Below are 26714 nucleotides of genomic sequence, written 5' to 3'. Positions count from 1 at the left end.
ATCAAACTCTCCATAAAAGTGTTTGATATAGCTCAAAAAATTTTGTTACATTGACGAGATATTACTATCTCTTTAATTCGCTTGGCTGTGTGTTCAGTTTTCAAAGAACGATTTTCTTGGAACAGAGAAAGTTGTTAATAACAGCTTGTCTCAGCAACAAGAATTTAATCTTATCATATAACTCAAAGTGTGTCAACAATTTTCTTTTAAAAATTATTTTGTCTCAGCACTTCAAATCAGCGACTTAACTAATATAACACTCCGACAAATAAACGTCAACAGTTTTTTTACTATCTTATTTTATCTCGAGACAACAGCAAACCTAAAGCGCACTTCTTCTATATATAGAAGAAAAACCTGCAGTCTTACGACCACAGGTTCTGTAACAAAGCTACATCTATTCTACTAGATAAACGAAGTATAAAATAAATACAAAGAATAACACGTACATGATCGGATGAACTTCTTTAGCTTTACCTTTTGCTACCATTGTAACTGGGTACATAATAAAGCCCATCGCAATTCCTGTTGCAATACTAAAAGTTAATGGCATTGTAAGAATTGTCAAGAATGACGGTACTGCGATCTCGAATTTCTTCCAATCAATTCGACTTAACGAAGATGACATCAGAATACCAACAACAATTAGCGCTGGAGCTGTAACTGCTGGAGCATTCATGAAAATAACTAATAACGGTGAAAAGAATAAAGCGATGACAAACATGAACGCTGTTACCACTGAGGTAAATCCGGTTCTACCACCTGCCGCTACACCCGCAGATGACTCAATGTATGCCGTCGTAGTAGAAGTACCTAAAATCGCCCCGATAGAAGTTGCTGAAGAGTCAGCAAACAACGCCTTATCTGCACGCGGCAGTTTATTATCCTTAACAAATCCAGCTTGGTTTGCTACTGCGTATAAAGTACCTGCAGTATCAAAGAAGTCTACGAATAAGAACGTCAAAATGACAACTAGTAAGCTTACAGTAAACACTTCTGAAAATTCAATTCTAAACAAATGCCCAAACGTTGGATCTAAACTTGGAATAGCACCAAAAACTTTTTCTGGCATTGGAGCAATCCCTGTCGCCATTCCAATAACAGCTGTAATTAACATTCCGTAGAAGATACCGCCTTTATAGCCACGTGCCATAAAGATGACAGTAATAACCACTCCGAAAACCGCAAGTAATGGAGCCCCTGAAGTAATATCTCCTAAAGCCACTATTGTAGCTTGAGCAGGATCAGGAATGATAATCCCAGCATTTTTCAAACCAATAAAAGCGATAAATAAACCAATACCGGCAGCTGCAGCATATTTTAATTCTGCTGGAATTGCATTTATAATCGTTTCACGAATTTTTGTTACAGTAATAAGAATAAAGATAAGACCCGAAATAAATACACCGAACAACGCAGTTTCCCACGGAATACCCATACCTAGAACAACACCATAAGCAAAGAATGCATTAAGCCCCATACCCGGCGCTAAGGCGATTGGATATTTTGCAAGAACACCCATTATCAACGTTCCAATAGCCGCTGCCAATGCAGTTGCCGTAAATACCGCACCAGGATCCATTCCCGCAGCACTTAAAATTAGAGGGTTAACAAATAAAATATAAGCCATAGCTAAAAACGTTGTGACACCTGCGATAGTCTCCTGACGATACGAAGTTCCATTTTCCTTAAAACCAAAATAACGATCCATTTTTAGTAGTTCCTCCTCATAATCTTTTTTGGGCTATTTTTTTAGCTCCAGCCTTTTGTATTTTTCCCATTTCACAAACAAAAAACTCCAGGAGATTTACATCTACCTGGAGCTTTGACAACAAGAAAAATAACATAATTACTAAGATACCTATGGCAACCTTAATAAAAAATGAACTTCCTTCGTAGTCAAGCTATTTACGGTAGCTCGGTAGAAACGCTCAGGCCCTATTCCTGAGTATATACGAAACATATTAATTCAATCGTAAGCATAAATTTAAATCTTCTAGCTTACGTGTTGAAATTATCCCAAAGGGACATTATTGCTAACAAATTTAGTTTAGCAACAAAATCCGACAAAGTCAACAATAGAAACGAACATTAATTAAAAATTTATTTTTATTGTTCGTGTTTTATTCCCACTCGATTGTTGCGGGTGGTTTAGAAGTAATGTCATACACTACTCTATTTACATTCTTTACTTCATTAACAATTCTAACAGAGATCTTTTCTAAAATATCGTAAGGAATTCGAGCCCAATCAGATGTCATCCCATCGATTGAAGTAACAGCACGGATACCGACTGTGTAATCATACGTTCTAGCATCACCCATCACACCTACACTTCGCATATCAGGAAGGGCCGTGAAGTATTGCCAAATTTCTCGCTCTAGTCCAGCCTTTTTAATTTCATCACGAAGGATTGCATCACTTTCACGAACAATCTCTAATTTCTCTTCTGTGATTTCTCCTAAAACACGAATACCTAATCCTGGACCTGGGAAAGGTTGACGCCATACGATTTCATCAGGAATTCCTAATTCTGAACCTACTTTTCTTACCTCATCTTTAAATAACGTGTTAAGAGGCTCAATTAATGTAAACGTCATATCTTCAGGTAAACCACCAACGTTATGGTGCGACTTAATCGTTTGAGCAGTAGCCGTTCCACTTTCAACGATATCTGTATAAAGGGTGCCTTGGGCTAAGAAGTCGATTCCTTCTAATTTAGTAGCTTCTTCTTGGAACAAGTAAATAAATTCATTTCCAATGATTTTTCTTTTTTGTTCAGGGTCTGATACACCTTTTAACTTACTTAAGAAACGTTCTTGAGCATCAATTTTAATGACGTTCATGTTAAAGCCTTCAGAGAAAGTTTTCATAACACCTTCAGCTTCGTCTTTTCTCAATAAGCCGTGGTCAATAAACATACAAGTTAATTGATCGCCAATCGCTTTATGGATGAGTACCGCTACTACTGAGGAATCAACCCCGCCACTAAGAGCACAAAGAACTTTACGATCACCAACAAGTTCTTTCACTTTCGCCATTTCTATTTCAATGAAATTCTCCATTGACCAGTTGCCTTCGCACTCACAAATTTTATAAACAAAGTTTTCTAACAGGTGAATTCCATATTCCGAATGACGAACTTCTGGGTGGAATTGTACACCGTAAAGCTTCCGTGAAACATCGCTCATAGCTGCAACAGGACACGAAGGACTTGTTACATCTACTACAAAACCTTCTGGTGGGGCAACTACTAAGTCACCATGACTCATCCAAACAGATTGCTCTGATGGTAAACCATCATATAATTTCGTTGCATTTTCAACCTTAATCATTGCTTTTCCATACTCGCGATGATTAGCCGCTTCAACCTTCCCACCAAAGTGGTGAGACATTAATTGCATGCCATAGCAAATACCTAAAATAGGAATACCCAGCTCGAAAATCTCTTCATCACATTTTGGCGCACCTGGCGTATAAGCACTATTAGGTCCACCAGAAAAAATTATTCCTTTCGGATTCATTTCTTTTAATTCTGCTGCAGTTAATGTATTAGGATGTAACTCACTAAAAACACCGAGATCACGTATTCTACGTGCAATCAATTGGTTGTATTGCCCACCAAAATCTAAAACAATAATTTTTTCATTGATATTTTCCATCCTCTTTACTCCACCCTCTATGTTTTTTTCAACAACGTATACGTGCACTAAGATAAATCACTAATAAGATAACCAACCCTCACCTAGCTGCAATAGCGCTCGCTTTTAAAAGGGTTAACCTTCTTAAAATATAACAAAAAAACTAGAATTTACCTTTTTTAGAAGTTTAACCCTCTCTATTTACTAAATAGAGTAGTCTCAACTTCTAATCATTTACTAAATACAACAAAACCACCTAAATAAAGTATGGCACAGTAGCTTATATTACTATGCAAATTATGATTACTCTATATAGATAATCCATAGGATTAGTAAATGACTAAAAAGGCAGAATCCTAGTTTTAATAAGAATGATTCCCTTTGCGTAAATAGAGCTAAGGATCATTTTTTATTTAAACTATCTTTCTAATATTTTTCCCAAAAGGAAAATAAAAAGAAAAGAAAAGTTCCTGCCTTCATAGTCAGGCCATTTACGGCGACCCGGTAGAGACTCTTAGGCCTTATTCCTAAGGATATATGAAGGGAATATTACAACGTTCGACATTTTGTACGAAATTATTGTAACAGCCGACTATGAAAAGTGCAAGAGTCCTTTTTAGACCCAAGCCGATTTATGTTAGTAAAAAATTGTCCATCCTTTACATTCTACTAAACATAAACTCAGGTAGATAATGACACACTGATCAATAAAAATCGGTTAAGAACTCAACTTCTTCACTAAGACTTCCCATAGTGGCATTTTTTCTTTCCAACTATGCTCGTCTTTGGCATTACCATAATACAGTTTTTCGTAATGAAGTGTTAATACTTCCATCTCATTCGTAGAAAATGAACGATCAATCCGCTTAGCGTATTCTCTTAAAGTTTCATCGACATTCCGTCTATGTCCATTCAATTCTAAAAGCCACAACAGTCGTTCATATGCTTTGATAAAAACATTGTCATCGTTAGATTTCAACTTATATAAATACAAGAAGCATAAAGTAATAAGTTTTTGATGATTTTTATAAACGGAAAAGCCGATTAAAATCATCACAATGAGACCGAAAACTATTTTAAATGGAAATTGTAGAGATTTTAACCCACTTTTTTTCCCGCCCCCACCAGATGGATCACTACCACTTGGAGAATCCACCCCATCTTCTAGTGGTAAAAAAGGATTTTCAGGGTCTTGCTCCCTTTCCCGTCTTTCAGCTTCTTCCTGGGAATTATTATTATCAATGTCAACATTATCAGTTTCTTGTTGTCCCTCTACAAATTCAAATGTATGGTTAAAACCTTTAGTAGGTTCAAAGGGCACCCATCCACTGTCAGGAAAATAAACCTCTACCCAAGAATGAGCATTAGCATTCGATATCTGGTATTTATTATACTCACCGAGCCGTTCAACCATTTCACCTTGGGTAAACCCTTTGACCCAGCGAGCAGGTATATCTAAGGTACGGAGCATAACCACCATCGACGTGGAGTAATTATCACAATAACCTCTTTTAGTTTCAAACAAAAATTGATCAACATAATCTTGACCATCTCCAGGAATAGCAACGTCTGTCGTCTCGTACTCAAAACCACTTCTAGAAAAGTAACCTTCGATTGCCTTTACTTTATCATAACGATTGTCGTACTTGTCAGTAATTTGGCGAGCCAACCCTCCAATACGATCCGGTATATCAGGTAATTGCAGATAAACCTCTCGAATATGTTCCGGGTCAAGCTTTGACGTCCCCTTTAATTCATCAATAACAAATTGGGGAGTATGGTAAGTTAGCGTATACTCCTTCAAAAACAACGGTTTGCCATCAGTGCCTGTTGTCGTACCAACCTTTCCACTCACATAATCGATCAAATAACGAAAGTCATCCGAGGAGTAAAAACTAACTTTATCGTTATCTATTTCTACTAACTCTCCTGGATAAAAGAAGTGCCAATAGCGGTTATCGTCAACCATCGATATAGTCGTTTCCTTCTGTTCTTTTGGAACCATTTGCTCATAAAGCTGCACAGCAACATTACTATCGTAGAAGTCACTATAGCGAAATGTTTTATCTAATTGGTGATCTACAGACTGCCAACCTTTTCCTGTGTAAATCTCTTTTGACTCTCCACGCCAATATTGGCCTTTTTTCGCAGTAGCAGTGAACACAATTGAACCATCATGAAGAAAACCACCACCTAAGACTTCATCATTTTGGCTATAACCTATTGTCCGAACTGTAGCTGTCCCTTCACCATTTATCGCTCCCTTTACCATCGGAAGTGGATCAGGCCAATAAGGCGCAAATTTAGGCGCGAAAAAAGAAATAACAGCAACAAAGGCAATAATAAATGTCAGTGTATTCGCCCAAGATTTCCCTTTAAACTCATCAGTAGTTACTTGCTCTTGCTCTTCCAATCGTAGTTTATATAAGATCGTCATTAGTAGAAAGCCTACGACAACAAGCCGAATAATCGCATAAGTCGCATCATAGATCGTAAAGGTATCAATAACCGTTACATAAATGACTGAAATTAACAGAAAGAGAAAGATCTTTTTTAAATGACAAAGCCAATAATGAATTAAATAGCTAATAATTGCTAGCACTAAAAATAAGAGAAAACTTCGAAATTCAAAGGATAAAGCATTCATATTATTACTAAATAAAAAGCGAATATTCTTTCCTAAATCTTCGCCAAACCACAACAACGTTGCGAAACCTTCGCGAAGAAAAGATCCTTCAAAAAAAGTTGAATGGATACTATACATGATCGCAATGAAAATGATTGGAACTGAGACATAACTAACAAGCCGAATATACATTAAGAGTAAACAAAAAATCGTGAACCATATAAATACTTGCAAGTTCCCGGTATTCGTAATATCTGGTAGCGGGCGTAGCCATTCCCATAACACAATAAAAGCTAAACTATACAGTACTATCATTTGCAAAGAGAAGATGTTACGATTTTTTAGCAACAGCTTCACCTCCTTGCAAATCTGCTTTGAAGCTATTTTTACCGATAACATAATATGGGACATTTAGCTTTGCAACTAGCGCTAATTTATTTTGTTCGTTTAGAGTCAGTTTTCTAGAACCTGTCACTAAACAAAATGCTGTTTGTACCCTTTTTTTCTTTAGCCTTCGCACGTTTTCGATCATAGCATCTGTAATTCGTGTCGTGATAAGCACAAGAATTGTGTCTGTCGTAATTTTATTAATTTCATTAACAAAAACAAAGTCAAATCCATTCCCTAAATGAAAATGTAATTTAGCTAAATGTTCTAACATACTACTTTGGTGGATTTCACCGTAATGAATTGGATAACGACTCACATCTTTACCAATGGAAAGTAAGCCAAGGTGAAAATGCTGTTTATAACTATGAACAGTAAACGATGTCGCCAGTTCAACTGCTTTTTCAAACACTAAAGCATCTTCTTTACCTTTAATCGAACAATCAAGGGCGATTAAGAAACGTTGCCCTAAATATTCCTCAAACTCTTTTGTCATTAGTTTATTAATTCGAGCTGTTACCTTCCAATCAATACTCGTTAAACGATCGCCAGGTACATACTCTCTTGAACCTGCAACTGAGGTCACATCTTCAATTATTCTTTGTGAGGTTATATATGCTTCAGCTTCATTTTCATTGTAGACATTCCAATTATTAAGTTCCTCGAAGCTAGGATATACAACAACTTCTGTTTTTACGATAACTTCCTTCTCTTTTGTAAACAGGCCAAATAAGTCACTTGTTCGAATTTTCACTGTTGAAAATTGATATTCTCCACGTTTCGGCTGTCTAATCGTATATGAATAAACTAGCCTTTTATCAAATGAAGGATATAGGATTTGTTTGGAGTTGATATGTTTATTTTTAAGCCTCCATACATCAGGAATGACATCCTCAACAATAAAGAACAAAAACGGAAAAGGATAATTACGAGAAAGTGTAATAGTTACTCTCAAATCTTCTCCAGAAACTAACCTTTCGGCATTAACCTTCCTAGTAACCTCAACACTACCAATAGGCATTAGCGCATAGATAGACGTAATAGAAAGTACAAGTAACGTTGAATAAAACAAAAACCAGCTAACAAATCCCCCTTGGAACATCGCATATACAAAGGTTGATATCATAATAACAAGAAGGATGATCACCTTTAACATCGGCCGATTTTTTTTCATTAGCGAACAGCTTCTTTCCTAACTGGAATTTTCACTCGTTGAATGATCTCATTTACGACTACTTTAGTTGAGACATTGGCAAACTTCGAATCAGAATTCAAGATGATACGGTGTCCTAATGCAAACGGCGCTAAAAATTTAATGTCATCAGGAATGACGTATTCTCTACCTTGAATAAATGCCAAAGATTGAGCTGCTTTCATTAGCGCAATTGAGCCCCTTGGACTTGCTCCTAAATAAACCGAACTATGATTTCTTGTTTCATTCACGATTGAAATGATATACGATTTAATAGATTCATCGACATATATCTCAGTAACTTCTTTTTGCATAATTAATAAATCATCCAATGAAAGTACAGCCTCTATTTTTTCGATCGGATGCTGTTTTTCAACACGATTCAACACTTCCATCTCCTCTTGGTGAGAAGGATAACCAATTTTAAACTTAAATAAAAACCGATCCAATTGCGCTTCCGGAAGGGGATATGTGCCACCGTATTCAATTGGATTTTGTGTCGCCATAACAAAGAACGGCTTCTCTAATTGCCGCGTTTCACCATCTGTAGTTACACTTGCTTCTTCGAGAGCTTCAAGAAGAGCCGCTTGCGTTTTAGGCGACGTACGGTTAATTTCATCGGCTAAGACGACATTTGCCATAATTGGCCCTGGTCGAAATTTAAATTCCATTGTTTTTTGATCATATACGGATACACCAGTCACATCTGATGGCAATAAATCAGGTGTAAACTGAATTCGTTTAAAGTTCGCTCCAATCGACTTTGCAATAGCTCTTACCATCATTGTCTTCCCGACACCTGGTACATCCTCTAACAGAACATGTCCCCCACTAAGCATGGCGATCAAACTCAAAGTAACCTCTTTCCGCTTGCCAACTACAACCTGTTCGACGTTCTCTACGACTTTATTTATTAATGGATGTTTCACCATAAACGATTGATTTTCTTGCAAAGAAAGACCTCCTCTAATCTATCAATATATTTTTTCACTGTTCTAATTAATCATAACATTTCTATTACATTTTTTCTTTATTTTTACAGTAGTAATTTTTTGAGAGTGTTTTAATTGGTAATATATTTGACGTTATTTTTGAAAAAAAGGTTTCAAGTTAGGCTTAAAACCCATTTTCGCTTAGACAAATTACCCTTTTAAAATACACGAATACTGTATAAAGAAAATTTTGTTAGGAGGCAAAAAAAATGGAACAAACTTATTCGAAAAAAGGTGTGAGACCGAAACATCTCGCCTGGCATGAGACTTTAGAAATTCATGAATTAGTCGCTTTTCAAGCGATTGGACTTATGAAGCTAAAAAAAACATACCCAGAAATTAAGTGCCAACAGCTAAAAAAACTATACAAAGAAGCGGTTGACGGTTTAAGCATGAACATTCGTGAACTTATTAGATTTTATAATTTAGCACCAAAGGCAGACCGCTCTTTCCGAAATGATGAAACTGCATTTTACGCGGGTGACTTATTAGCATTTTGCAAAACGTCGGTCCGAAATTACAGTATTGCAATTACCGAAACAGCAACACCAGCTGTCAGAAACACTTTAAAACAGCACTTAAATAAGGCGATTGATTTGCATGCAAAGGTTTTTGAATATATGCATGAAAGAAGTTACTATCCTGCATATGATCTTGATCAAATGCTAAAAAATGACCTTAACTTAGCTGAAAAGGCACTAGCACAACCACTTAAGTAGTGAATCAATATCGGCCAACCTTTTTTACCTAGCTGGATTTCCTTTCCCTTCGCTGTAAAATTTTTACGAATTATAGAGGCACGTTCAAGGTAATCGAGCAACATCTTCTAGTCTTTATATACAAAAAAGAAGGTGACTCCTAAGTGTCTGCTCACCTCAAGCTTTTACGTTATATAGAAAGAAGATCGATATCCACATTCTATATATTACCCTTGAGCTTACGGACACTTAGTTTTGAGTCGCCCTCTTTTTAATATCGTACCTGTTATGGTTGGAGCTGTTTAAGCTCCTCTAAATCTAAATCGATTTCATAATCGACACCATCTATATTAAAACCATTTATTTGCAAAAATTCTTCCCTAAAAAGATCAAATGCCGTTATATCCTTAAAATTACCCTGAGTAATTTGTGCTATAATTGTTTTAACTTCACTTTGAATATCTTCACTCATTTCCAAATTATCTGGCCTTAACCGACCTACTTCATCGATTTCACGCTTACTTCCATAAAGCATATCTCTAAAGAAGCGTACTTTGTGCATAATTGGCGTTTCGTGTAACCCTTTCTCTACCATCACCTTATATAAGGCACTTGCATAAAGAGGAAATGTAGGAATAACCGCACTTGCTTTCGTCGTAACAGCCTTACTAGAAGAAACGATACATTCTCCATTTACTACATCTTGTAGAAACGTATTCAACTTCTCCGCTGTGTCCTCAGCATGCCGCTTTGCACACCCTAATGTCCCTTTCCCATATATAGGTTGCGTTACTTCTGGACCGATGTATGAGTATAGAGTCGTTTTAAAACCTTCTGCCATGACATCTTCTTGGTGAAGGGCCCTCACCCAAAGTTCCCAATCTTCTCCACCCATGACTTTTACAGTTTGATTAATTTCATCTTCAGTTGCTGGTTCAATCTGTTGTTCAAATAGTTCACCAGTTTCTATATTAATATTTAACCCCCTGAAAGGTTCATCAATAGGCTTTATTACAGAACTATAAACATCTCCTGTCGCAGGGTCTTTCCTTTTCGGTGCGGCTAAGCTATAAATCAACAAATCTATTTTTCCACCAAACTCTTCCTTAATGTAGCGAATGACTTCATCCCTAGTTTCATCTGTAAACGCATCCGCGATGAAATTTTTCGCAATAAGTCCTTGTTTTTCAGCTTCCTGTTTGAAAAAAATATTATTCCACCAACCTGCTGTGGCAAGCTTTTCCTCACTAAAAATTCCTCGTTCAAAAGACACTCCAATCGTATCAGCATGACAACCAAAAGCCAATGCGATACGAGATGCCAATCCATAACTCGAAGAGGCTCCTAAAATTAATACTTTCTTCGGTCCTTCAAATTCTCCTTGTGTTTTCACATAGTTTATTTGCTCAAGAACCGCTTGTTTACAACCAATTGGGTGTGCAGATCTTGAAACGTTTCCAGTTATCTTTTTTGCTATAATCATGACTTCATCTCCAGTAATAATCTTATTTCGGTGGTATAACTCTTGCTATTCCTTCAATAATTCCGCAGTTATTGTACCCCCTATATCGTAACTTTCATTCAAATTATACACTTCTTTGCTCATCTTTTCACAATAATATTTTTATAAGGCATTACTGACTATATAAGTATTTTTGTTCATAGACACTTTATACATTAAGTATGATCGGAACAGGGTCAAATTTCTTCCCCATAACCACTATAATTATTTTCCTTGTGTGTCAACGGCGGCGTTGTGTTATAAATGAAACATGAGGCTACCCATGGGGCAGCCTCATTTCTTTTTACCTTATTGACTTTCTAAATCTTCCCATTCGATTTCAACTCCCCATTTTGTCGCAAGCTTATCTAAAGCTTCTTCATGTTCTGTGTGGAGTCTATCTAATTCTTCATAAAGCTTAACAACTTCGTCTTCTTTTCCTGCCAGCCAAGCGTTTTCTGCTTCTAAATGTTTTCTAAGTGCTTGATCATAAATGCTGTGTATATCTCTTAACTCTTCTTTCTCAATCGCATGACCATATGCCTCAGACTTAGCAATAATATTCTCTAAAGACGGAATGAAAACATCACGTGTAAAGACTAACCATTCTTCCTGATCTTCAATCTGATATCCTTGTTGATCTAATAGATTGTACTCATACTTGATTTCATATGTTTCCTCTAAGTATGTGAGCATATAATCAGTATTACCTGATAAATTTTGGTACGCATAATACCCTAAGAATAATAGTGGGATAATACCTAGTAATATCGATATGACCTTTTTGTTGTTCATATTCTTTCCTCTTTTCGTGTCATGAATGGTGTTAACGTGATAATTATAAATCTGTTTGAAATTTCTGTCAAAACCATTTTTTACATTACTTTATAATTAATGGAGAGATGAAGAGGAATAACTAAATAAATAATAAACACTCTTCCCCTACACCCTTTCACAACCAAATGTGTACCCAATAATAACCTTTTAACACCATCTTTCCTCCATTACCGTTGATTATTAGATTCCTAATAAAAGTAGTTAATATATATAAATACTTTTATTTCTATACGCATAAGTAATTAGACTAATAAGTATGAATATTATTAATATTCAGTTCATTATTGGCTCCTTTCTTGCATTTGAAATGATAAGTCCACAAAAATCTTAAGGGGTGATTTTTTAATGTTAAAGCGTATTTTTGTCTGTCTTTTGATCATTGCTCTTACTATCTCAGGTGTTACAGTCTCCCAGCTATCGGAAAAAGTTCAGGCTAATAGTGGAAATGGTAAGGTCTTTCTCATTGGTGGCGCACTGTCAGATAACAATGCTGAGGTCTTTAACGCAATGAAAGCTGCTGCTGGTGGAGGTAGACCAAAAGTTGCTGTTTTCACTACGGGGGCCTTTAACCATCAAGCGTCATATGATGCCTATCATGTAGACATAACAGGCTCTCTCTCCTATAAAAATCTCTTCTCAAGCTACGGATTCGACCCTGTTTGGGTACCAATCTCAATTGATAATTATTCAACTGAAGCATACAAGCAGTCGAATATTGATATCGTAAATAGTGCACAGCTTATTTTCTTTAATGGTGGAAACCAAACTAGACATGCAACTGCATTATTAAGAAGTAACGGCTCTGATACACCCCTTATGACAGCTGTAAGAAATAAATTTAATAACGGTGGAGTGATTGCAGGTACAAGTGCCGGTGCTCATGTCCAATCAAATCCTATGTATGGGGGCGGCACAAGCTATGATTATTTGAGATTAAATAATATGCTTTCATACTCGGAAAGAGGATTTGGCTTTTTAACAAATGCCGTAACAGATACCCACTTCGATGCTCGCGGAAGACTCGGGCGCGTCTTGGTAGCTGTTAGGGACTTAAATAAAACGTACGGTTATGGGGTTGATGAGAATACGGCCCTCTATGTGAATGGAAATGTTGCAACGGTATATGGTGAAAGAGGGGTATTTATTACGGATGCATCACAAGCTACCTTTTATAATAGTAGAAATTTTGACGCAGCCGGATTTAGACTGCATTATTTAACCTCTGGAGATAGCTTTAATTTAAGTACAAAACAAGTAACGTCGACGAAAAGATTAATTACATCACCATATTACAGTGGTTACTATGATTCCAACGATGTATTTGCGGCATACGAAACTACTAAATCCGTGACAAGATTAGTTGATCAAACAGCTTCATTTAATCTTGGGTCAACTCGCGAAAGAAATCCAAGGTTCACCATAAGGTTTGAAAAAAACTCATCTACAAAAGGCTATTATTCAAACCAAAAATATACCGCGGAGAATGTTATTGTTGGCGTAACCTGGAGGTAAGCAACTAATAAACATGAGCGCTATATGATTTAAGGAATTCACAATAAAAAAACAAGTAGCACAGACCCCGACCTTGGTTTGTGCTACTTGTTTTTATTTACCACTGAAGCAGTTTTGTTCCTAATAACGGATTATAGAGCGATCGGCTTTTGACAAGCAATGCCTATCCAATCACTATCATCGTAAAATTCTGAACCCATTAAGTCACTCCAGATATCTTTTATCTCAAAGCCTACCGAAGTAACAATTGCAATAATATCTTCTTTTGAATAATCATTAAACCAGTTTCGATATATAGAAATACGACCATTTTCTTCAGCTACAACATATTGGTCTAAATAAACATTAATTTCTGGGTAATCAAACCCCATCTCTAATACAAAATGTTTATCTTTTCTCCAGAAACAATTTTCTGAAACATACCAATTATTCTTTATGCCTTCTTTATTTCGGTGTTGCCTCGTTGTTACATCAAAAATAAAATATCCTCCTGGAACAAGCGCTTCATAAATCTTTTTTATAAGTATATCCCTTTCATAAGGAGATAGTACACAAATGTCTCCATAGATTAAAGTGATACAATCTTGCCCCTTATCAAAATCAATATTTAAATAATTTCCGTATACATAATTGATTTCTTGGCTTGCTTGTTTTGCCTGATCTTTTGCATAATTAATAGATCTATTAGAGTAATCAATCCCTGTTACCCGAAATCCATTTTCAGCCAAAAGACTTGTATATAAACCAGGCCCACAACCTAAGTCCAAAAACCTACTATCTGTTTTTAACCTAGTAAACGAAGTAATATGTTTAACAGTCTTTTCTATAGTTTCCTTCTTTCTACTGGCTGCATCGATGTTTGGGTTTATGTGAGCAGTCAACATTTGCTCTGAGATGTACGGATCGTTCCAAAACATTTCCTCTCCAGGAGTAAAAGGATTTGGTTTTTTTGTAATTACTTCTAAAAGGTCAAAGTTGATTTTGTTTTGCTTTATCAGATTTTGTAACATATTTATTTTCCCTCTCTTTTTTAGCATTTTTAAAAATAATTCCCCTAAATTGTAAAATAAACATGCTATCACCCTCTTTATAATTATTTTAGTAACCAGCTTCTATTTCTTCCGATTTAATTAATTTGTTAAGTATTTCACATGTATGAACATGAAATATTTACCAGTTACTAATCTTACTTTATCATGTGCAATTTAGATCGTCAATTGTACTTTAATCAATAGCACCGAACTTAATCGTTCTAGATAATATTAGTTTATTAATATTAACATCATCTATAAGTCGAAAACTAAAGAAAACTAAGGAAAAACAAACATATATGACTAAAAATAGTTAATTACGCCGGTTTTAGTAATCTACATTATTAGAATATTATGAAATTGTTACAATATAAAACTATAAGGAGGTTTAAAGTTTTGAGAAAATTTAAGTTAATTGGAGTTGTGTTAAGTTTTTTGTTGGCGTTTACGATGATCTTTTCATCCGTTGGAGCTAGCTCTAATGGCAAAGGTGTTGAGAAACACGACTATTTGATAGGTTTTCATGAAAAAGTAAATAAACGTGTTGTTGAGAATACTGGTGGTGAAGTTCTACATGAGTATCAATACATGCCTGTACTGCATGTGAAGCTTCCAGAAAAAGCCGCTGAAGCACTTAAGAAAAATCCTAACATTGCCTATGTTGAAAAGGATGAAGAAGTCACGGCAACACAAACGGTACCTTGGGGCATAAACCATATCAACGCACCTACTGTACATTCTTGGGGTAACACTGGAAATGGAGTTCGAGTAGCCATTCTTGATACAGGGATTGCCACTCACGAAGATTTAAGAATATCCGGTGGAGTGAGTTTTATTAGCAGTGAATCAAGTTATCAAGATTTTAATGGTCATGGGACACATGTCGCAGGAACAGTTGCAGCACAAAATAACAGTTATGGTGTACTTGGTGTCGCTCCATCAGTAAACCTTTACGCTGTTAAAGTATTAGATCGAAACGGGAGCGGCTCGCTTAGTGCTATTGCTCAAGGAATAGAATGGTCAATTACAAACAAAATGGATATCGTAAACATGAGTTTAGGAGGATCAACAGGATCTACAGCTTTACGTCAGGCAGCTGATAACGCCTATAATAGAGGAATCTTATTAATTGCCGCTGCTGGTAATACAGGTACACAAGGGATTTCCTTCCCTGCAAGATACAGTTCTGTTATGGCCGTAGGAGCCGTCGATTCTAATAATAGAAGAGCATCTTTCTCAACCTACGGGAGTGAGCTAGAAATTATGGCTCCAGGTGTGAATGTATTAAGTACTTATACATCAAACCGTTACGTTTCTCAAAACGGTACTTCAATGGCTAGTCCACATGTAGCTGGAGTTGCAGCTTTAGTTAAGAGCCAGTATCCATGGGCATCAAATGCTCAAATTAGACAAAGACTTAAAGATACAGCAACACCACTTGGAAATTCATTTTATTTTGGTAGTGGGGTAGTAAATGCCTCCCGTGCGGCTTACTAAGAATACTTAACCAGGAGGCTGGGATAAAAGTGTCAGACACTTTTATCCCAGCCTCCAAGTATTTATAAGGTAAATTTATTCCGGTATAAAGGATTAGATTTATAACTTTTACTATTTTTCAATTACAATTAGTTGGGTTCGCATTTGATTTATACAGACTAGTAAACATGGATTCTATAAAACAATTAAGTAAGTTTTATTATCCTTTGGTTATTACTACCCCTAAAGGGTAACGATAAATTTCGTTGTGATTGAATAAAGGGACCATCTACTAATACATCAATTTCTCTTAATAAGGCAAGTTCATGTTCATCGTTACGAAACAAAAGTTCCTCTAATGTATAGCCGGTGTAAGCCCAAATATTTTTCCCCAGACTTTTTAACTTTTTTGCTAGTATGATAATTTCTTTGGCTTGATAAAAGGGATCGCCACCTGAAAAGGTTACTTCATTGATCGGGTTTGAAATGACTTCAGATACAAGTTGTTCTACAGAATATTCTTGGCCATTTTCGAAATTCCAGCTTTCGGGATTATGGCAGCCTTGGCAGTGGTGCGGACAACCAGCAAAGAAAATTACGGTTCGGAGTCCTTCGCCATCAACAATCGAATCGTGAATTATTGATAATACTTTCATTAGCGATGTTTGACTCGATTTTTTTCTTCATTACGCTTGGCTCTGTTCCAACGCTTCAAATCGCCGACTAAATAACCGGTGATACGGCGAATTCGCTCAATCTTTTCAGTGTCATCCTCATTACAACTTGGACATCTGTCACCAATAATTCCATTATAACCGCAAGTCGTACAACGATCGATCGGGTGATTAATCGATCCATAGCCTATCCCATTATCTTTCATCTCTTCAACAATTTTTTGAATGGCTTTTAGATTTTCTCTCGCATTGCCGTCTAACTCAATGTAAGTAATATGACCTGCATTACAATAATGATGGAATGGTGCTTCAAGCTTTATTTTTTTAAAGATTGATATCGAAAAGTCCACTGGAATATGAAACGAGTTCGTATAATATTGTTTATTCGTAACTCCTTCAATCATCCCAAATTGCTGTTGGTCTGCTTTGACAAACTTCCCTGATAGACCTTCAGCAGGAGTTGCGATCACACCAAAGTTTAAGCGAGTTTGCTCTGTTTCTTCATCAGTTCGATCTCTCATATGTGCAATAATTCGTTTTCCTAGTTCCCAAGCTTCCGTACTTTCCCCATGGTGCTTCCCAATTAAAGCAGTTAGTGCTTCAGCAAGTCCAATAAAGCCGACACTTAGCGACCCTTGCTTTAAAACTTCTTTTAACGTATCATGTCGCTCTAACTGTTCGCTCCCTTTCCAAACACCTTGCGAATATAAAAAACCAAACTCACCAACTGTTTTACTTGCTTGGTACTCAAACCTTTCTAATAATTGCTTGATTGTCGTTATAATCGCCTCGTCCAAGCTTATAAAAAACGCATTAACATCACCTTTAGCTAATAATGCTAACTTTACAAGATTGATCGTACTAAATGAGAGATTACCCCTACCAACAGAATTCTCTGGTCCATTAATATTACTCATCACCCGGGTGCGGCAGCCCATATAGGCGACTTCACTTTCTGGTGTTCCGTTATCGTACTGTTTATTAAATGGGGCATCAATAAAACTAAAGTTTGGAAACAGCCTTTCACTTGTTGTTTCAATTGCTAATTGAAACAAGTCATAATTCGGATCTGTTTCATGAAAATTGATACCCTCTTTCACCTTGAAGATTTGAATTGGAAAAATCGGTGTTTCACCATTTCCTAATCCACGCTTAGTTGCTTTTAATAGTTGCTCTGTTACTAAGCGACCTTCTTTTGAGGTATCGGTCCCGAAGTTGATCGAAACAAATGGAACTTGTCCCCCACCTCGTGAATGCATGCTATTGGCGTTATGGATAAAAGCTTCACAAGCCTGAAATGTTTCTTCTTTTGTCTCAGTCCAAGCTAACCGTTCAATCTCTTCTACTGTCACAAACTTCCCCAAAAGCGTTGAAAATTTCCGACAAAATGCTTCATAAGTAAGTTTCACATACGGCGCTAAATCATAATCAATTTTTTGGTAGGATTGGCCGCCGTGCTGTGTGTTTTGATTTGATTGAAAGATTATTGAGGCTAACGCCATTGCTGTTTTAATTGATTTAGGTGAACGGATTGTCCCATGTCCTGTGTTAAATTCTTTTTTCAAGAGTTTGTCTAATGGAATTTGGCAGCAAGTCGTTGTCCCAGTAGAGTAATAGTCTCGATCATGAATATATAAGATGTTGTCATCTAATGCTTTTTTTACTTCTTCTGAAAGTAAGAATTGATTTGCAAACCATTTCCCGCTTTCAGATGCTAATTTATTCATTTTTCCTAATGGCGAACTCCCATCGACATTGGCATTTTCTCGCAATAAATCTTCATTTCCCCCAATAATTTCCTTAAAAGCATCGATTAACTCCTGCATAATTTCTTTCCCCTTTAACACATTTTTTTCGCGATCATTCATTATATCTAATAGTATATTTTGTCTTCGAGTCAACCTCTTTTTTGAAAAATAGGAGCGTTTTTACTCAATCCCCATTCTTATAGGTCATCAAAGCAATTATCAACTGATACTTTTGTATATTGACGTGATTTTTGTTCAAAAAAGTCACTTTTACTGCTATTTACCTCTTCATAAGCCTTGATCCATTTCATCGGGTTAGTACGATATCCATCAAAAGGTCTTTCAACCCCGAGTTCGTTAACACGTTTATTAGCAATAAATTTAATATAAGCCTCAAGATCGTTCATTTCAATGCCATCAATTTTTTCGCCAATAATAGTTTTAGCCCACTTAATTTCTAGCTCTGCCGCTTGTCGAAATGTTCGTTTTACAAATTCGTTATTCGCTTCACTGTTTAGCTCTGGGAACTCTTTTCGTAATTCCTTAAAAATATTAGCAAATAAATAGACATGCAGCTGCTCATCACGGTTAATGTAATTGATCATTGTAGAGGTTGATACCATTTTTTGATTACGCGCTAAATTATAGAAAAAACTAAACCCTGAATAGAAATTTAAGCCTTCTAATATGACATCGTAGACTATAGATTCTAAAAAAGTTTGTGGGGTAGGATTATTTGTAAAACGTTCATACCCTTCTGCAATAAAGTCATTTCTTTCACGTAAAACCGGATCATGCTTCCAATATTCGAAGATTTCATCTTGGACTTGTTTATGTGCCACACTTGATAGCACATAAGAATAGCTTTGATTATGAACAACCTCTTGGAAAGAAAGCACAGTCATTAACGCAGATAAGCTTGAATCGGTTAAGTACTTAGCGACTTGCATCGAATAATCGGTTTGAATACTATCCAAAAATGCAAGTAAGCCAATGATTTTATTAAATGCTTCTCTTTCTGTCTCAGACAAAGTCTGATATTGCTTAATATCCGTCGACATATTAATTTCAAACGGCGTCCAAAAGTTAGCTAACATATTTTTATATAGAGGGTAAGCCCATGGAAAACGAATGTCATCCCAATTTAAAACGTTCGAGCTCCTCCCATTAATAATTCCAGTTGAAGCATTCGGTGCGGTTACATCATAAAGCTTACGCGGTTGTAATGTCTTCATTTATTTAATTCCTCCTTAACTTGAACAACTTTCACACTCTTCAATTTCACTTGAAGTTGAGCGAACATAATAGGTCGTTTTTAGCCCTGATTTCCATGCGGCTAGATGTAAATCTAATAATTCCTTGGCACGGATTGTATTTTTCACATAAAGATTAAAGGAAATCGATTGGTCAATATGCCTTTGTCTTACAGCATTTTGTTTAATACTCCAATGCTGATCAATTGTGTGTGCAGGCTTATAAAACCAGGTTGTGCTTGCTGAAAGATCCGGAGCAGTCACTGGTATTTTGTAGTTTTTCTTTTCCTCTGAATATTCTTTTTTGAAGATAGGATCGATTGACGCTGTTGAACCTGCAATAATTGATGTCGAAGAGTTTGGCGCCACCGCAAGAAGGTAACTATTTCGAATTCCTAATTTCTTCACCTCCGATTTTAGTTCTAGCCAGTCAGGTGAGTTGTAATCTCTTCTATCAAAATACAATCCAGTCTCCCACTCTGAACCTTTAAACATTGGATATGCGCCTTTTTCCTTGGCAAGTTCCAGACTAGCCTTTATTGATAAATAATTAATTTTTTTATAAATTTCATCTGCATACATAACGGCTTCATTTGATTCCCACTTGATTTGTTTCAATGCTAATAAATGATGCCATCCAAAAGTGCCTAATCCGATTGCCCGGTATTTTTGGTTCGTTAATTGCGCTTGCAATACATCGATTCGGTTTAGGTCGATCACATTATCAAGCATCCTAACTTGAATTGGAATTAATCGTTCAAGAACTTCATCGCTAACTGCTTTAGCTAACGATATTGAACTTAAATTACAAACGACGTAATCTCCAGCATGCTTCGTAACAATAATTTCGCCATCCTTTATTACTTCTTCCTTAACCGTTGTTGCACTCATGTTTTGCATAATTTCTGTACAAAGGTTCGAGCAGTAGATCATTCCAGCATGTTTATTTGGATTTAGACGATTGACCGTATCTCGATAAAACATATAGGGTGTACCTGTTTCTAGTTGGGAAATCATAATTCTTTTAAAAATTTCGATTGCCGGGTATACCTCACATGATAATGTATCATTAGCGACACATTGCTCATATCTATCACGAAAACTGCCACTGCCTTGTTGCTCATCATAATAATCCTCTAATGAAAAGCCCATCACTTTGCGAACTTCATGAGGATCAAACAGGTACCAATCGCCTCTTTCTTCAACTTTTTCCATAAAAAGATCAGGAATGCAGACACCGGTAAATAAATCGTGCGTTCGTAGCCTTTCATCACCGTTATTTAATTTTGCATCTAAAAACGCGAAAATATCTTTATGCCAAACATCTAAGTAAACTGCAATCGCACCCTGGCGTTGACCGAGTTGATCAACACTAACTGCAGTATTGTTTAATTGCTTCATCCACGGTAAAACACCAGAAGAGTTACCTTTAAACCCTTTAATTGAAGAACCTTTCGCACGAATTTTCCCTAGATATAGCCCGAGACCACCGCCATTTTTACTGACCGTTGCAGCATCTGTGTTACTATCAAAAATTCCTCTCAAACTATCATCAACCGTATCAATAAAACAACTTGATAGTTGCCCATAGCTTTTCCCTGCATTTGCAAGTGTTGGCGTCGCTACTGTCATATAAAGGTTTGATAATGCCCAGTAAGCTTCTTTCACGAGTGCTAATCGCTTTTGCTGTGGTTCTTTTCTCATTAATGTCATTGCAATAATAAGAAAACGTTCTTGCGGAAGTTCAAAAATTGCACCCTCATGTGTTTTTGCTAAATAGCGATCAGCCAATGTCTTAATTCCGATATATGTAAAAAGTTTATCCATTTCGGGGTCAAGGACTTTTTCTAATTCAATGATTTCATTCTCCTCATAATGGTTTAGCAATTCCTCACTATAAATTCCTTTATCAGTAAGCCAAACAATCACCTGATAAAGCGAATGGTAGGCTTGTCCACCACGAGTTTTTTCGACTTGTTTGTAAAGGAGCTTTAAATAAATTTGCGCTGCAATATACGTCCAATCAGGAGCTTCACTACAAACGTTATTTAACGATTCTAAAATAAGTGTATGTAACACTTTTTCTTCATCATCTGTTACTAGCCTTTCTAGATATAGATCCGATTTTTTAATAAATTCATTGTGATCCAAATGAGTATATTGATTTAAAATATTAGTCATTTCTTGTTTCCATTGTTGCATCATTTCTTCTGTTGTTACTGCCATCATTGTAGTTCCACCTTTCTATTATTAAGCTGCAAGACTAAAGCCACGGGCTTTTATCATGCTATCAACCGGAAGCTGGATTCTTTTATTATCAAAAATAAAAACCCCTTCCTTGTTTGGAAGAGGTTAGAAAACGGCACAATGATTTAAGAGCAGCGGAAAATAGATACCGATTACTCCGTACCGTCTCTACAATCTTACTCCCCGAAGACTAGAAACTCGGAACATAGGCAGGTCTCCTGACTTATGCTTCATCCTACTTTGAGCCTTCCCATATAAGCACCACAAATTTTGCATGTGACACCCTTATACAGTGGTCATCTCATTTCGTCCACAATTACAGTTGCGGGGACAGTTTCGGATTTTCACCGAATTCCCTATTAAGTCTAAAAATAGACACCTATCATTCCTAAAGTTCCCCAAAAGTAAATGTACTCTTGGAAAACTCATTATTAAATTAAGTAAATAAACTATATATAGTTACATTATCAATATAACAAACTATATATTGTAGTAAAATCTTAACGTACTATCTTATTTTTTGCAATAATATTTTTTTAATTGATTTCAATGATTATCTTCACCTACTTTGTTACCAATTCCTGCACTTTCTCCATCCACAAATCTTGATCATTCATAATCGCTTCCCTTGTCACTTCAATTGGGTAATCAATTGTTAATGGAAGATGGTGTTGCTCTACTGGAATTTTTGGATATGGCTTCTCAGTTGGGACGCTAAATATGTTATTACTATTTTTTAGAGTGAATGTTTCTGGATTATAACCAAGTGAAGGAGTATTCCCAGGCGGCTCTCCAATCAGCTTTGCATCAGCATTGGTTTGCAAGATAAGCGCTAATACCGTCGAGGCACTCGCAGATAGATTTGTTGTAAGTACGTATATATCACCATTAAATAAATAGTCTTTTTGTTTTCGATGGCTGAAATTATTGTAGACTATTTCCGAAGGGTCAAAATCAATATAAGATAGTAGCTCTAAGGCAACAACGCCATACCCTCCAGGGTTGTCGCGAACATCAATAACAATCGTGTTAATGTTCTGTTCAGTTACTTCTTTAAAAAATTGCTTGATTATCTCTGGAAATGATTTTGTATATATAAAACTTTCTATCTTGAAAATGGCAAATTTAGTAGATGGATCAATGTACCAGCTATAAGGGTTTGTTATATTCGTCTCAAAAAGTTCTGATAATAAGTCACTAGAGCTTAGCGATAATGGGAGATTCACTATATGTTGTTCATCATCTCTAACAAAAGATATCTCCACATTATTATCATCGACTAAATTGAGCTTACGTAAATAAATTCCTGACCTTAGGTTCGGAAGCTGACCTTTAACCCACTCATCATGTTCTGCAGGGATTATCTTTTTTGCCGCTTCAAAAATCGATTGTACTTCTTTGTTGCCGATCTTTACTATTGTATCTCCTTTTTGGAATTCTCCATAACTATCTAGCACTAGTAATTCATGGTTCGAGGTATATTTAAAATTTGGTAAATAAATAAAATCATTGAATAGAGAAGCATTTCCTATTCCAGTGTGTTGATCTTTTGTGGCTACAAGCAACTCATTTAGGATATGGAAATACTCTTCTCTAGTCGTCATTTCTGTAACTTTATTCCGTCCTTCGACAAATAACATTTCGAAAAAATCGAGATTTCCTTTTACGTGAGGATGGTGTCTCTTTAAAAGAAGAATAAACTCCTCATAATCTTCAATCATTTCTTCCAAGGTAAGGTTTGGCGCAGCTTCATCATAAGCTAATTGAGTCTGCTTTGACTTTCCAACAAACCAAATAGGAGTCTGATCGTAGCGAACATTAACATTAAACCTTACTGCTGATTTCTTTTCGATCACACCTTCCAAGATTATCGTCCCATTTGGATAGTGATAGCTAATTTCCGTATCATCAGGAAGAACTGTATAGATATGTCCTAAATTCGTTATGAAGGTATACTCCCCTTGCTGATTAACTGAGTCAAATTCAGTTACAATGTTACCGAAGTCTGTAATCAATTTGACTGAGTTAGAATGAATGATGTCAGCTCGGAAATTACCAAACTGGGATTTCCCATCAATCTCTTGAATTGTATGTGGTAAGCGAATTGTTACGTCAACAGGATGGTCAGCCTCTGTATAAATGACTTCAAACATAAGGTCAGCATTATCTTGGAATAGCTGATATGTTGGTTCTACTGTTTCGTTGTTACGAACTGTAGCTTCGATTGTTAGCACGTCCGCTTCCACATGCTCGATGTATGTATTTCCATGTTCATTTTGAACGATTAACTTTGGGACTTCTGAAAGACTAAATGATTGTAGTTCACCCGTATAACTAGTTGGGACATCCGAAATTGCGACCACCTTTTGTCTCGTAAATGCTTCACTACCCAAACTAAATAATAAAATCAAACCAATGAAAACTAACAGACTACTAATGCCAATCCAATGCTTCAGCTTCATTAACTTCAACCTCTCTCATATTAAAAAATATAAAGACAAGTTAATATACGAATATAACTTACATAAGGTTTCAGTTTGGTTCATGCGCATGACTTGCCATTCAGTTCATCAATTCACAAATGTCTTCTCTCTAATACTCAAAAAAAAGAAGCTTCCCAAAAGTTCAAAGAACTAATCGAAAACCTCTAAACGGTGGTAGTTATAAGTTGTAAAGTAACTCACAATATCTCTTATTTGTTTTGTTATTCAACAGTAACGCTTTTTGCCAAGTTTCTAGGCTTATCAACGTCGCATCCACGATCAATTGCAGTATAGTATGCGATTAATTGAAACGGAACGACAGAAACAAGAGGTGTAAATAATTCATGTACTGATGGAATAACTAAACGATCTCGTTCTTGATTTAACCCTTCCATACTAATCAGACACACGTTAGCACCTCTAGCTAACACTTCTTGAGCATTTCCACGAATACTTAAATTTACTTTTGATTGAGTTGCCAAAGCAATTATTGGAGTTTTTTCTTCGACCAATGCAATTGTTCCGTGTTTTAGTTCTCCACCAGCAAAGCCTTCAGCCTGTAAATAAGAAATTTCTTTTAGCTTTAATGAACCTTCTAAACACACGTAATAATCTATGCCACGACCAATAAAAAAGCAGTTAGGTGAACCTTTCAAATACTCTTGAACAATTTGCTTCATTTCATCCTTTTGGTTACATAATAGCTCCATTGCATTGGCAGCAATACTAAGTTCCTTTATTACATCAACAGAAGTTTGTAACCCTTTAGCAACAGCAACATCATGGGCCAAAATAGATAGAACTGCAATCTGAGCAGTATATGCTTTAGTCGAAGCTACAGCGATTTCCGGGCCGGCATGTAATAATAACGTGTAATCTGCTTCTCTAGAAAGTGTTGATCCTGCTACGTTAGTAAGCGTAACTGCCTTATAACCTAATTTATTTGTTTGAACTAAAACAGAACGACTGTCTGCTGTTTCTCCACTTTGAGATATAAAGATAAACAATGGCTTTTCAGATAATAATGGCATGTTATATGAGAATTCGCTAGCTACAAAGACTTCAACCGGTATTTTCGCAATTTGTTCTATTAGCTGTTTTCCAACCAAACCAGCATTATAACTAGTTCCACAAGCAATAATATAAACTCTGTCTGAATCGATTAGCGATAGACGGATATCTTCATTTATTGAAATGTTTCCCTCATGATCTTGATACTCTTGAATTAATTTCCTGATGACTAATGGTTGTTCATCAATTTCTTTTAACATGTAAAAGTCATACATACCCTTTTCAATGTCACTTGCGTCTAATTCACAAACAAATGGCTCCCGCACCATTGTTTTACCTTCTAGATCTTTAATTTCAATAGATTCCTTAGTTACAATTACAATTTCTTCATCCATAAGCTCAACAAATCGGTTCGTGATATGAAGCATCGCCATCGCATCACTTGCTACAACATTGCATTCATCATGAACACCGATTAGTAGTGGACTTTTATTTTTAGCTACATAGATTGTATTTGGATTCTCTTTATCTAACATTGCAATTGCATACGAACCCTTTAACAGTTTCAAAGTATGTCGAAATGCTTTTTCTACCGTTTCATATTCATTGATAAAATGTTCAATAAGCTGAACGACAATCTCTGTATCAGTTTCACTTTTTAACTCTATGTGAGGGATAAACTCTTTTTGTACTTGTTCATAATTTTCGATTACTCCATTATGGACGATAGAAAATCTTCCATTATTACTCATATGAGGATGAGCATTCACTTTACTTGGTTCACCATGTGTCGCCCAGCGTGTGTGACCAATACCTATATAGCCTGATACATCTTGATTTACAATCGGGCGTAGTTCTGCAATTCTTCCTTTTTCCTTATATTCATGAATACCACTTTCGTTTTGAATTGCGATACCCGCCGAATCATAACCGCGGTACTCGAGTTTTTCTAATCCTTTTAAAAGTATTTCTTTACAATCTACATAACCAATATACCCTACAATTCCACACATACGTTTTTCCTCCTCTGTATTGCAAACAATTGTAGTCCTTGCATCAACTTTTGTACAACCAGTCACCTGGTTACTTTAAGTATCAGCTTCACGGTTGAGGATCTATTAACAACCGAGAGGCATCCGCCGAATCTTCGATAACCTCTTCCTCGTCAACTATCAAACTAAATATCGATAGTTCAGGCGCTTTTGAAAATAAGTTTCCTATCCTCCTATCCTTCTTGAATGAATTAATCTTAACTAGTAAAAACCAATCATTCAAAAGCATCAAGTCATTAGTAACATGATGTTTGAATTTACACTTTATTATATTCATAAATTCACCCATTTGTGAAGGGATGAGCAAACTTTTAGAGAAAAAAGTGTAAAAAAGACTGTGCTCTTTTACACTC

Annotated in this window: 17 protein-coding genes and 3 riboswitches; of the genes, 3 read left to right on the top strand and 14 right to left on the bottom strand. The window is 36.1% G+C overall.

The features are described from left to right. Window positions 1-397 precede the first annotated feature (397 nt). From ACK4M9_RS19800 to ACK4M9_RS19780, 5 genes are all read right to left on the bottom strand, one after another. Window positions 398-1711, bottom strand: a complete 1314-nt coding sequence (locus ACK4M9_RS19800; protein ID WP_409854376.1) for an NCS2 family permease — start codon at window positions 1709-1711, stop codon at window positions 398-400. A gap of 165 nt (window positions 1712-1876) precedes the next feature. Beyond that, a riboswitch (purine riboswitch) is annotated at window positions 1877-1978 on the bottom strand. A 145-nt stretch (window positions 1979-2123) separates the two neighbouring features. Beyond that, window positions 2124-3662, bottom strand: a complete 1539-nt coding sequence (guaA, locus tag ACK4M9_RS19795; protein ID WP_409854374.1) for a glutamine-hydrolyzing GMP synthase — start codon at window positions 3660-3662, stop codon at window positions 2124-2126. Between the two features lie 438 nt (window positions 3663-4100). Next, window positions 4101-4202: riboswitch (purine riboswitch) on the bottom strand. 157 nt (window positions 4203-4359) lie between these two features. After that, window positions 4360-6615, bottom strand: coding sequence for a transglutaminase TgpA family protein (locus ACK4M9_RS19790; RefSeq protein ID WP_409854373.1), 2256 nt, complete (start codon window positions 6613-6615; stop codon window positions 4360-4362). Further along, window positions 6599-7828, bottom strand: a complete 1230-nt coding sequence (locus ACK4M9_RS19785; RefSeq protein ID WP_409854372.1) for a DUF58 domain-containing protein — start codon at window positions 7826-7828, stop codon at window positions 6599-6601. The genes ACK4M9_RS19790 and ACK4M9_RS19785 overlap by 17 nt, the downstream gene beginning before the upstream one ends. Next, the gene (locus ACK4M9_RS19780; protein WP_409854382.1) at window positions 7828-8778 is read right to left on the bottom strand and encodes an AAA family ATPase; all 951 of its coding nucleotides are present in this window, start codon (window positions 8776-8778) and stop codon (window positions 7828-7830) included. The genes ACK4M9_RS19785 and ACK4M9_RS19780 overlap by 1 nt, the downstream gene beginning before the upstream one ends. A gap of 269 nt (window positions 8779-9047) precedes the next feature. Here ACK4M9_RS19780 and ACK4M9_RS19775 point away from each other — a divergent pair, with 269 nt between their 5' ends. Further along, window positions 9048-9557 carry a spore coat protein gene (locus tag ACK4M9_RS19775; protein ID WP_409854371.1) on the top strand — a complete coding sequence of 170 codons (510 nt, stop codon included), beginning with the start codon at window positions 9048-9050 and terminating at the stop codon, window positions 9555-9557. A 265-nt stretch (window positions 9558-9822) separates the two neighbouring features. On the opposite strand, the gene fabV is transcribed toward ACK4M9_RS19775, so the two are convergent. Together fabV and ACK4M9_RS19765 are read right to left on the bottom strand one after the other, a co-directional pair. Then, window positions 9823-11019, bottom strand: a complete 1197-nt coding sequence (gene fabV, locus ACK4M9_RS19770) for an enoyl-ACP reductase FabV (protein WP_409854369.1) — start codon at window positions 11017-11019, stop codon at window positions 9823-9825. A 327-nt stretch (window positions 11020-11346) separates the two neighbouring features. After that, window positions 11347-11832, bottom strand: coding sequence for a hypothetical protein (locus ACK4M9_RS19765; protein ID WP_409854367.1), 486 nt, complete (start codon window positions 11830-11832; stop codon window positions 11347-11349). A 387-nt stretch (window positions 11833-12219) separates the two neighbouring features. Between ACK4M9_RS19765 and ACK4M9_RS19760 the strand changes: the two genes are divergently transcribed. Further along, on the top strand, window positions 12220-13386 hold the full coding sequence (locus tag ACK4M9_RS19760; RefSeq protein ID WP_409854366.1) for a cyanophycinase: 1167 nt from the start codon (window positions 12220-12222) through the stop codon (window positions 13384-13386). A 131-nt stretch (window positions 13387-13517) separates the two neighbouring features. Here the strand turns inward: ACK4M9_RS19760 and ACK4M9_RS19755 are convergent, their stop codons facing one another. Then, window positions 13518-14396 (bottom strand): class I SAM-dependent methyltransferase, encoded by an 879-nt coding sequence (locus ACK4M9_RS19755; protein ID WP_409854364.1) that lies wholly within the window; start codon window positions 14394-14396, stop codon window positions 13518-13520. Window positions 14397-14867: 471 nt separating this feature from the next. Here ACK4M9_RS19755 and ACK4M9_RS19750 point away from each other — a divergent pair, with 471 nt between their 5' ends. Beyond that, on the top strand, window positions 14868-15914 hold the full coding sequence (locus ACK4M9_RS19750; RefSeq protein ID WP_409854381.1) for a S8 family peptidase: 1047 nt from the start codon (window positions 14868-14870) through the stop codon (window positions 15912-15914). Window positions 15915-16099: 185 nt separating this feature from the next. Here the strand turns inward: ACK4M9_RS19750 and nrdG are convergent, their stop codons facing one another. The 6 genes from nrdG to glmS form a co-directional block, all read right to left on the bottom strand. Continuing rightward, a complete protein-coding gene (gene nrdG / locus ACK4M9_RS19745) occupies window positions 16100-16549 on the bottom strand; it encodes an anaerobic ribonucleoside-triphosphate reductase activating protein (RefSeq protein ID WP_409854363.1) in 450 nt (149 codons plus the stop codon). Then, window positions 16549-18414 carry an anaerobic ribonucleoside triphosphate reductase gene (locus ACK4M9_RS19740; RefSeq protein WP_409854379.1) on the bottom strand — a complete coding sequence of 622 codons (1866 nt, stop codon included), beginning with the start codon at window positions 18412-18414 and terminating at the stop codon, window positions 16549-16551. The genes nrdG and ACK4M9_RS19740 overlap by 1 nt, the downstream gene beginning before the upstream one ends. 98 nt (window positions 18415-18512) lie before the next feature. Beyond that, a complete protein-coding gene (locus tag ACK4M9_RS19735) occupies window positions 18513-19550 on the bottom strand; it encodes a ribonucleotide-diphosphate reductase subunit beta (RefSeq protein WP_409854362.1) in 1038 nt (345 codons plus the stop codon). Between the two features lie 15 nt (window positions 19551-19565). Then, window positions 19566-21794 (bottom strand): ribonucleoside-diphosphate reductase subunit alpha, encoded by a 2229-nt coding sequence (locus ACK4M9_RS19730; RefSeq protein ID WP_409854378.1) that lies wholly within the window; start codon window positions 21792-21794, stop codon window positions 19566-19568. A gap of 212 nt (window positions 21795-22006) precedes the next feature. Continuing rightward, window positions 22007-22213: riboswitch (cobalamin riboswitch) on the bottom strand. Window positions 22214-22378: 165 nt separating this feature from the next. Next, window positions 22379-24277 carry a S41 family peptidase gene (locus tag ACK4M9_RS19725; RefSeq protein WP_409854361.1) on the bottom strand — a complete coding sequence of 633 codons (1899 nt, stop codon included), beginning with the start codon at window positions 24275-24277 and terminating at the stop codon, window positions 22379-22381. A 242-nt stretch (window positions 24278-24519) separates the two neighbouring features. Beyond that, window positions 24520-26322, bottom strand: coding sequence for a glutamine--fructose-6-phosphate transaminase (isomerizing) (gene glmS, locus ACK4M9_RS19720; RefSeq protein ID WP_409854359.1), 1803 nt, complete (start codon window positions 26320-26322; stop codon window positions 24520-24522). Between the last annotated feature and the right edge of the window lie 392 nt (window positions 26323-26714).

This window comes from Anaerobacillus sp. (assembly GCF_046314235.1).
Lineage (GTDB): Bacteria > Bacillota > Bacilli > Bacillales > Anaerobacillaceae > Anaerobacillus.
The sequence above is the reverse complement of the archived record's forward strand: the minus strand, read 5'-3'. Positions and strand labels throughout refer to the sequence as shown.

What these genes read in the sequence shown, in the direction of transcription:
- ACK4M9_RS19800 (WP_409854376.1), bottom strand. Translation starts at nt 1,711, where the DNA reads ATGGATCGTTATTTTGGTTTTAAGGAAAATGGAACTTCGTATCGTCAG.
- guaA (WP_409854374.1), bottom strand. Translation starts at nt 3,662, where the DNA reads ATGGAAAATATCAATGAAAAAATTATTGTTTTAGATTTTGGTGGGCAA.
- ACK4M9_RS19785 (WP_409854372.1), bottom strand. Translation starts at nt 7,828, where the DNA reads ATGAAAAAAAATCGGCCGATGTTAAAGGTGATCATCCTTCTTGTTATT.
- ACK4M9_RS19780 (WP_409854382.1), bottom strand. Translation starts at nt 8,778, where the DNA reads ATGGTGAAACATCCATTAATAAATAAAGTCGTAGAGAACGTCGAACAG.
- ACK4M9_RS19775 (WP_409854371.1), top strand. Translation starts at nt 9,048, where the DNA reads ATGGAACAAACTTATTCGAAAAAAGGTGTGAGACCGAAACATCTCGCC.
- fabV (WP_409854369.1), bottom strand. Translation starts at nt 11,019, where the DNA reads ATGATTATAGCAAAAAAGATAACTGGAAACGTTTCAAGATCTGCACAC.
- ACK4M9_RS19765 (WP_409854367.1), bottom strand. Translation starts at nt 11,832, where the DNA reads ATGAACAACAAAAAGGTCATATCGATATTACTAGGTATTATCCCACTA.
- ACK4M9_RS19760 (WP_409854366.1), top strand. Translation starts at nt 12,220, where the DNA reads ATGTTAAAGCGTATTTTTGTCTGTCTTTTGATCATTGCTCTTACTATC.
- ACK4M9_RS19755 (WP_409854364.1), bottom strand. Translation starts at nt 14,396, where the DNA reads ATGTTACAAAATCTGATAAAGCAAAACAAAATCAACTTTGACCTTTTA.
- ACK4M9_RS19750 (WP_409854381.1), top strand. Translation starts at nt 14,868, where the DNA reads ATGATCTTTTCATCCGTTGGAGCTAGCTCTAATGGCAAAGGTGTTGAG.
- nrdG (WP_409854363.1), bottom strand. Translation starts at nt 16,549, where the DNA reads ATGAAAGTATTATCAATAATTCACGATTCGATTGTTGATGGCGAAGGA.
- ACK4M9_RS19735 (WP_409854362.1), bottom strand. Translation starts at nt 19,550, where the DNA reads ATGAAGACATTACAACCGCGTAAGCTTTATGATGTAACCGCACCGAAT.
- ACK4M9_RS19730 (WP_409854378.1), bottom strand. Translation starts at nt 21,794, where the DNA reads ATGGCAGTAACAACAGAAGAAATGATGCAACAATGGAAACAAGAAATG.
- ACK4M9_RS19725 (WP_409854361.1), bottom strand. Translation starts at nt 24,277, where the DNA reads ATGAAGCTGAAGCATTGGATTGGCATTAGTAGTCTGTTAGTTTTCATT.
- glmS (WP_409854359.1), bottom strand. Translation starts at nt 26,322, where the DNA reads ATGTGTGGAATTGTAGGGTATATTGGTTATGTAGATTGTAAAGAAATA.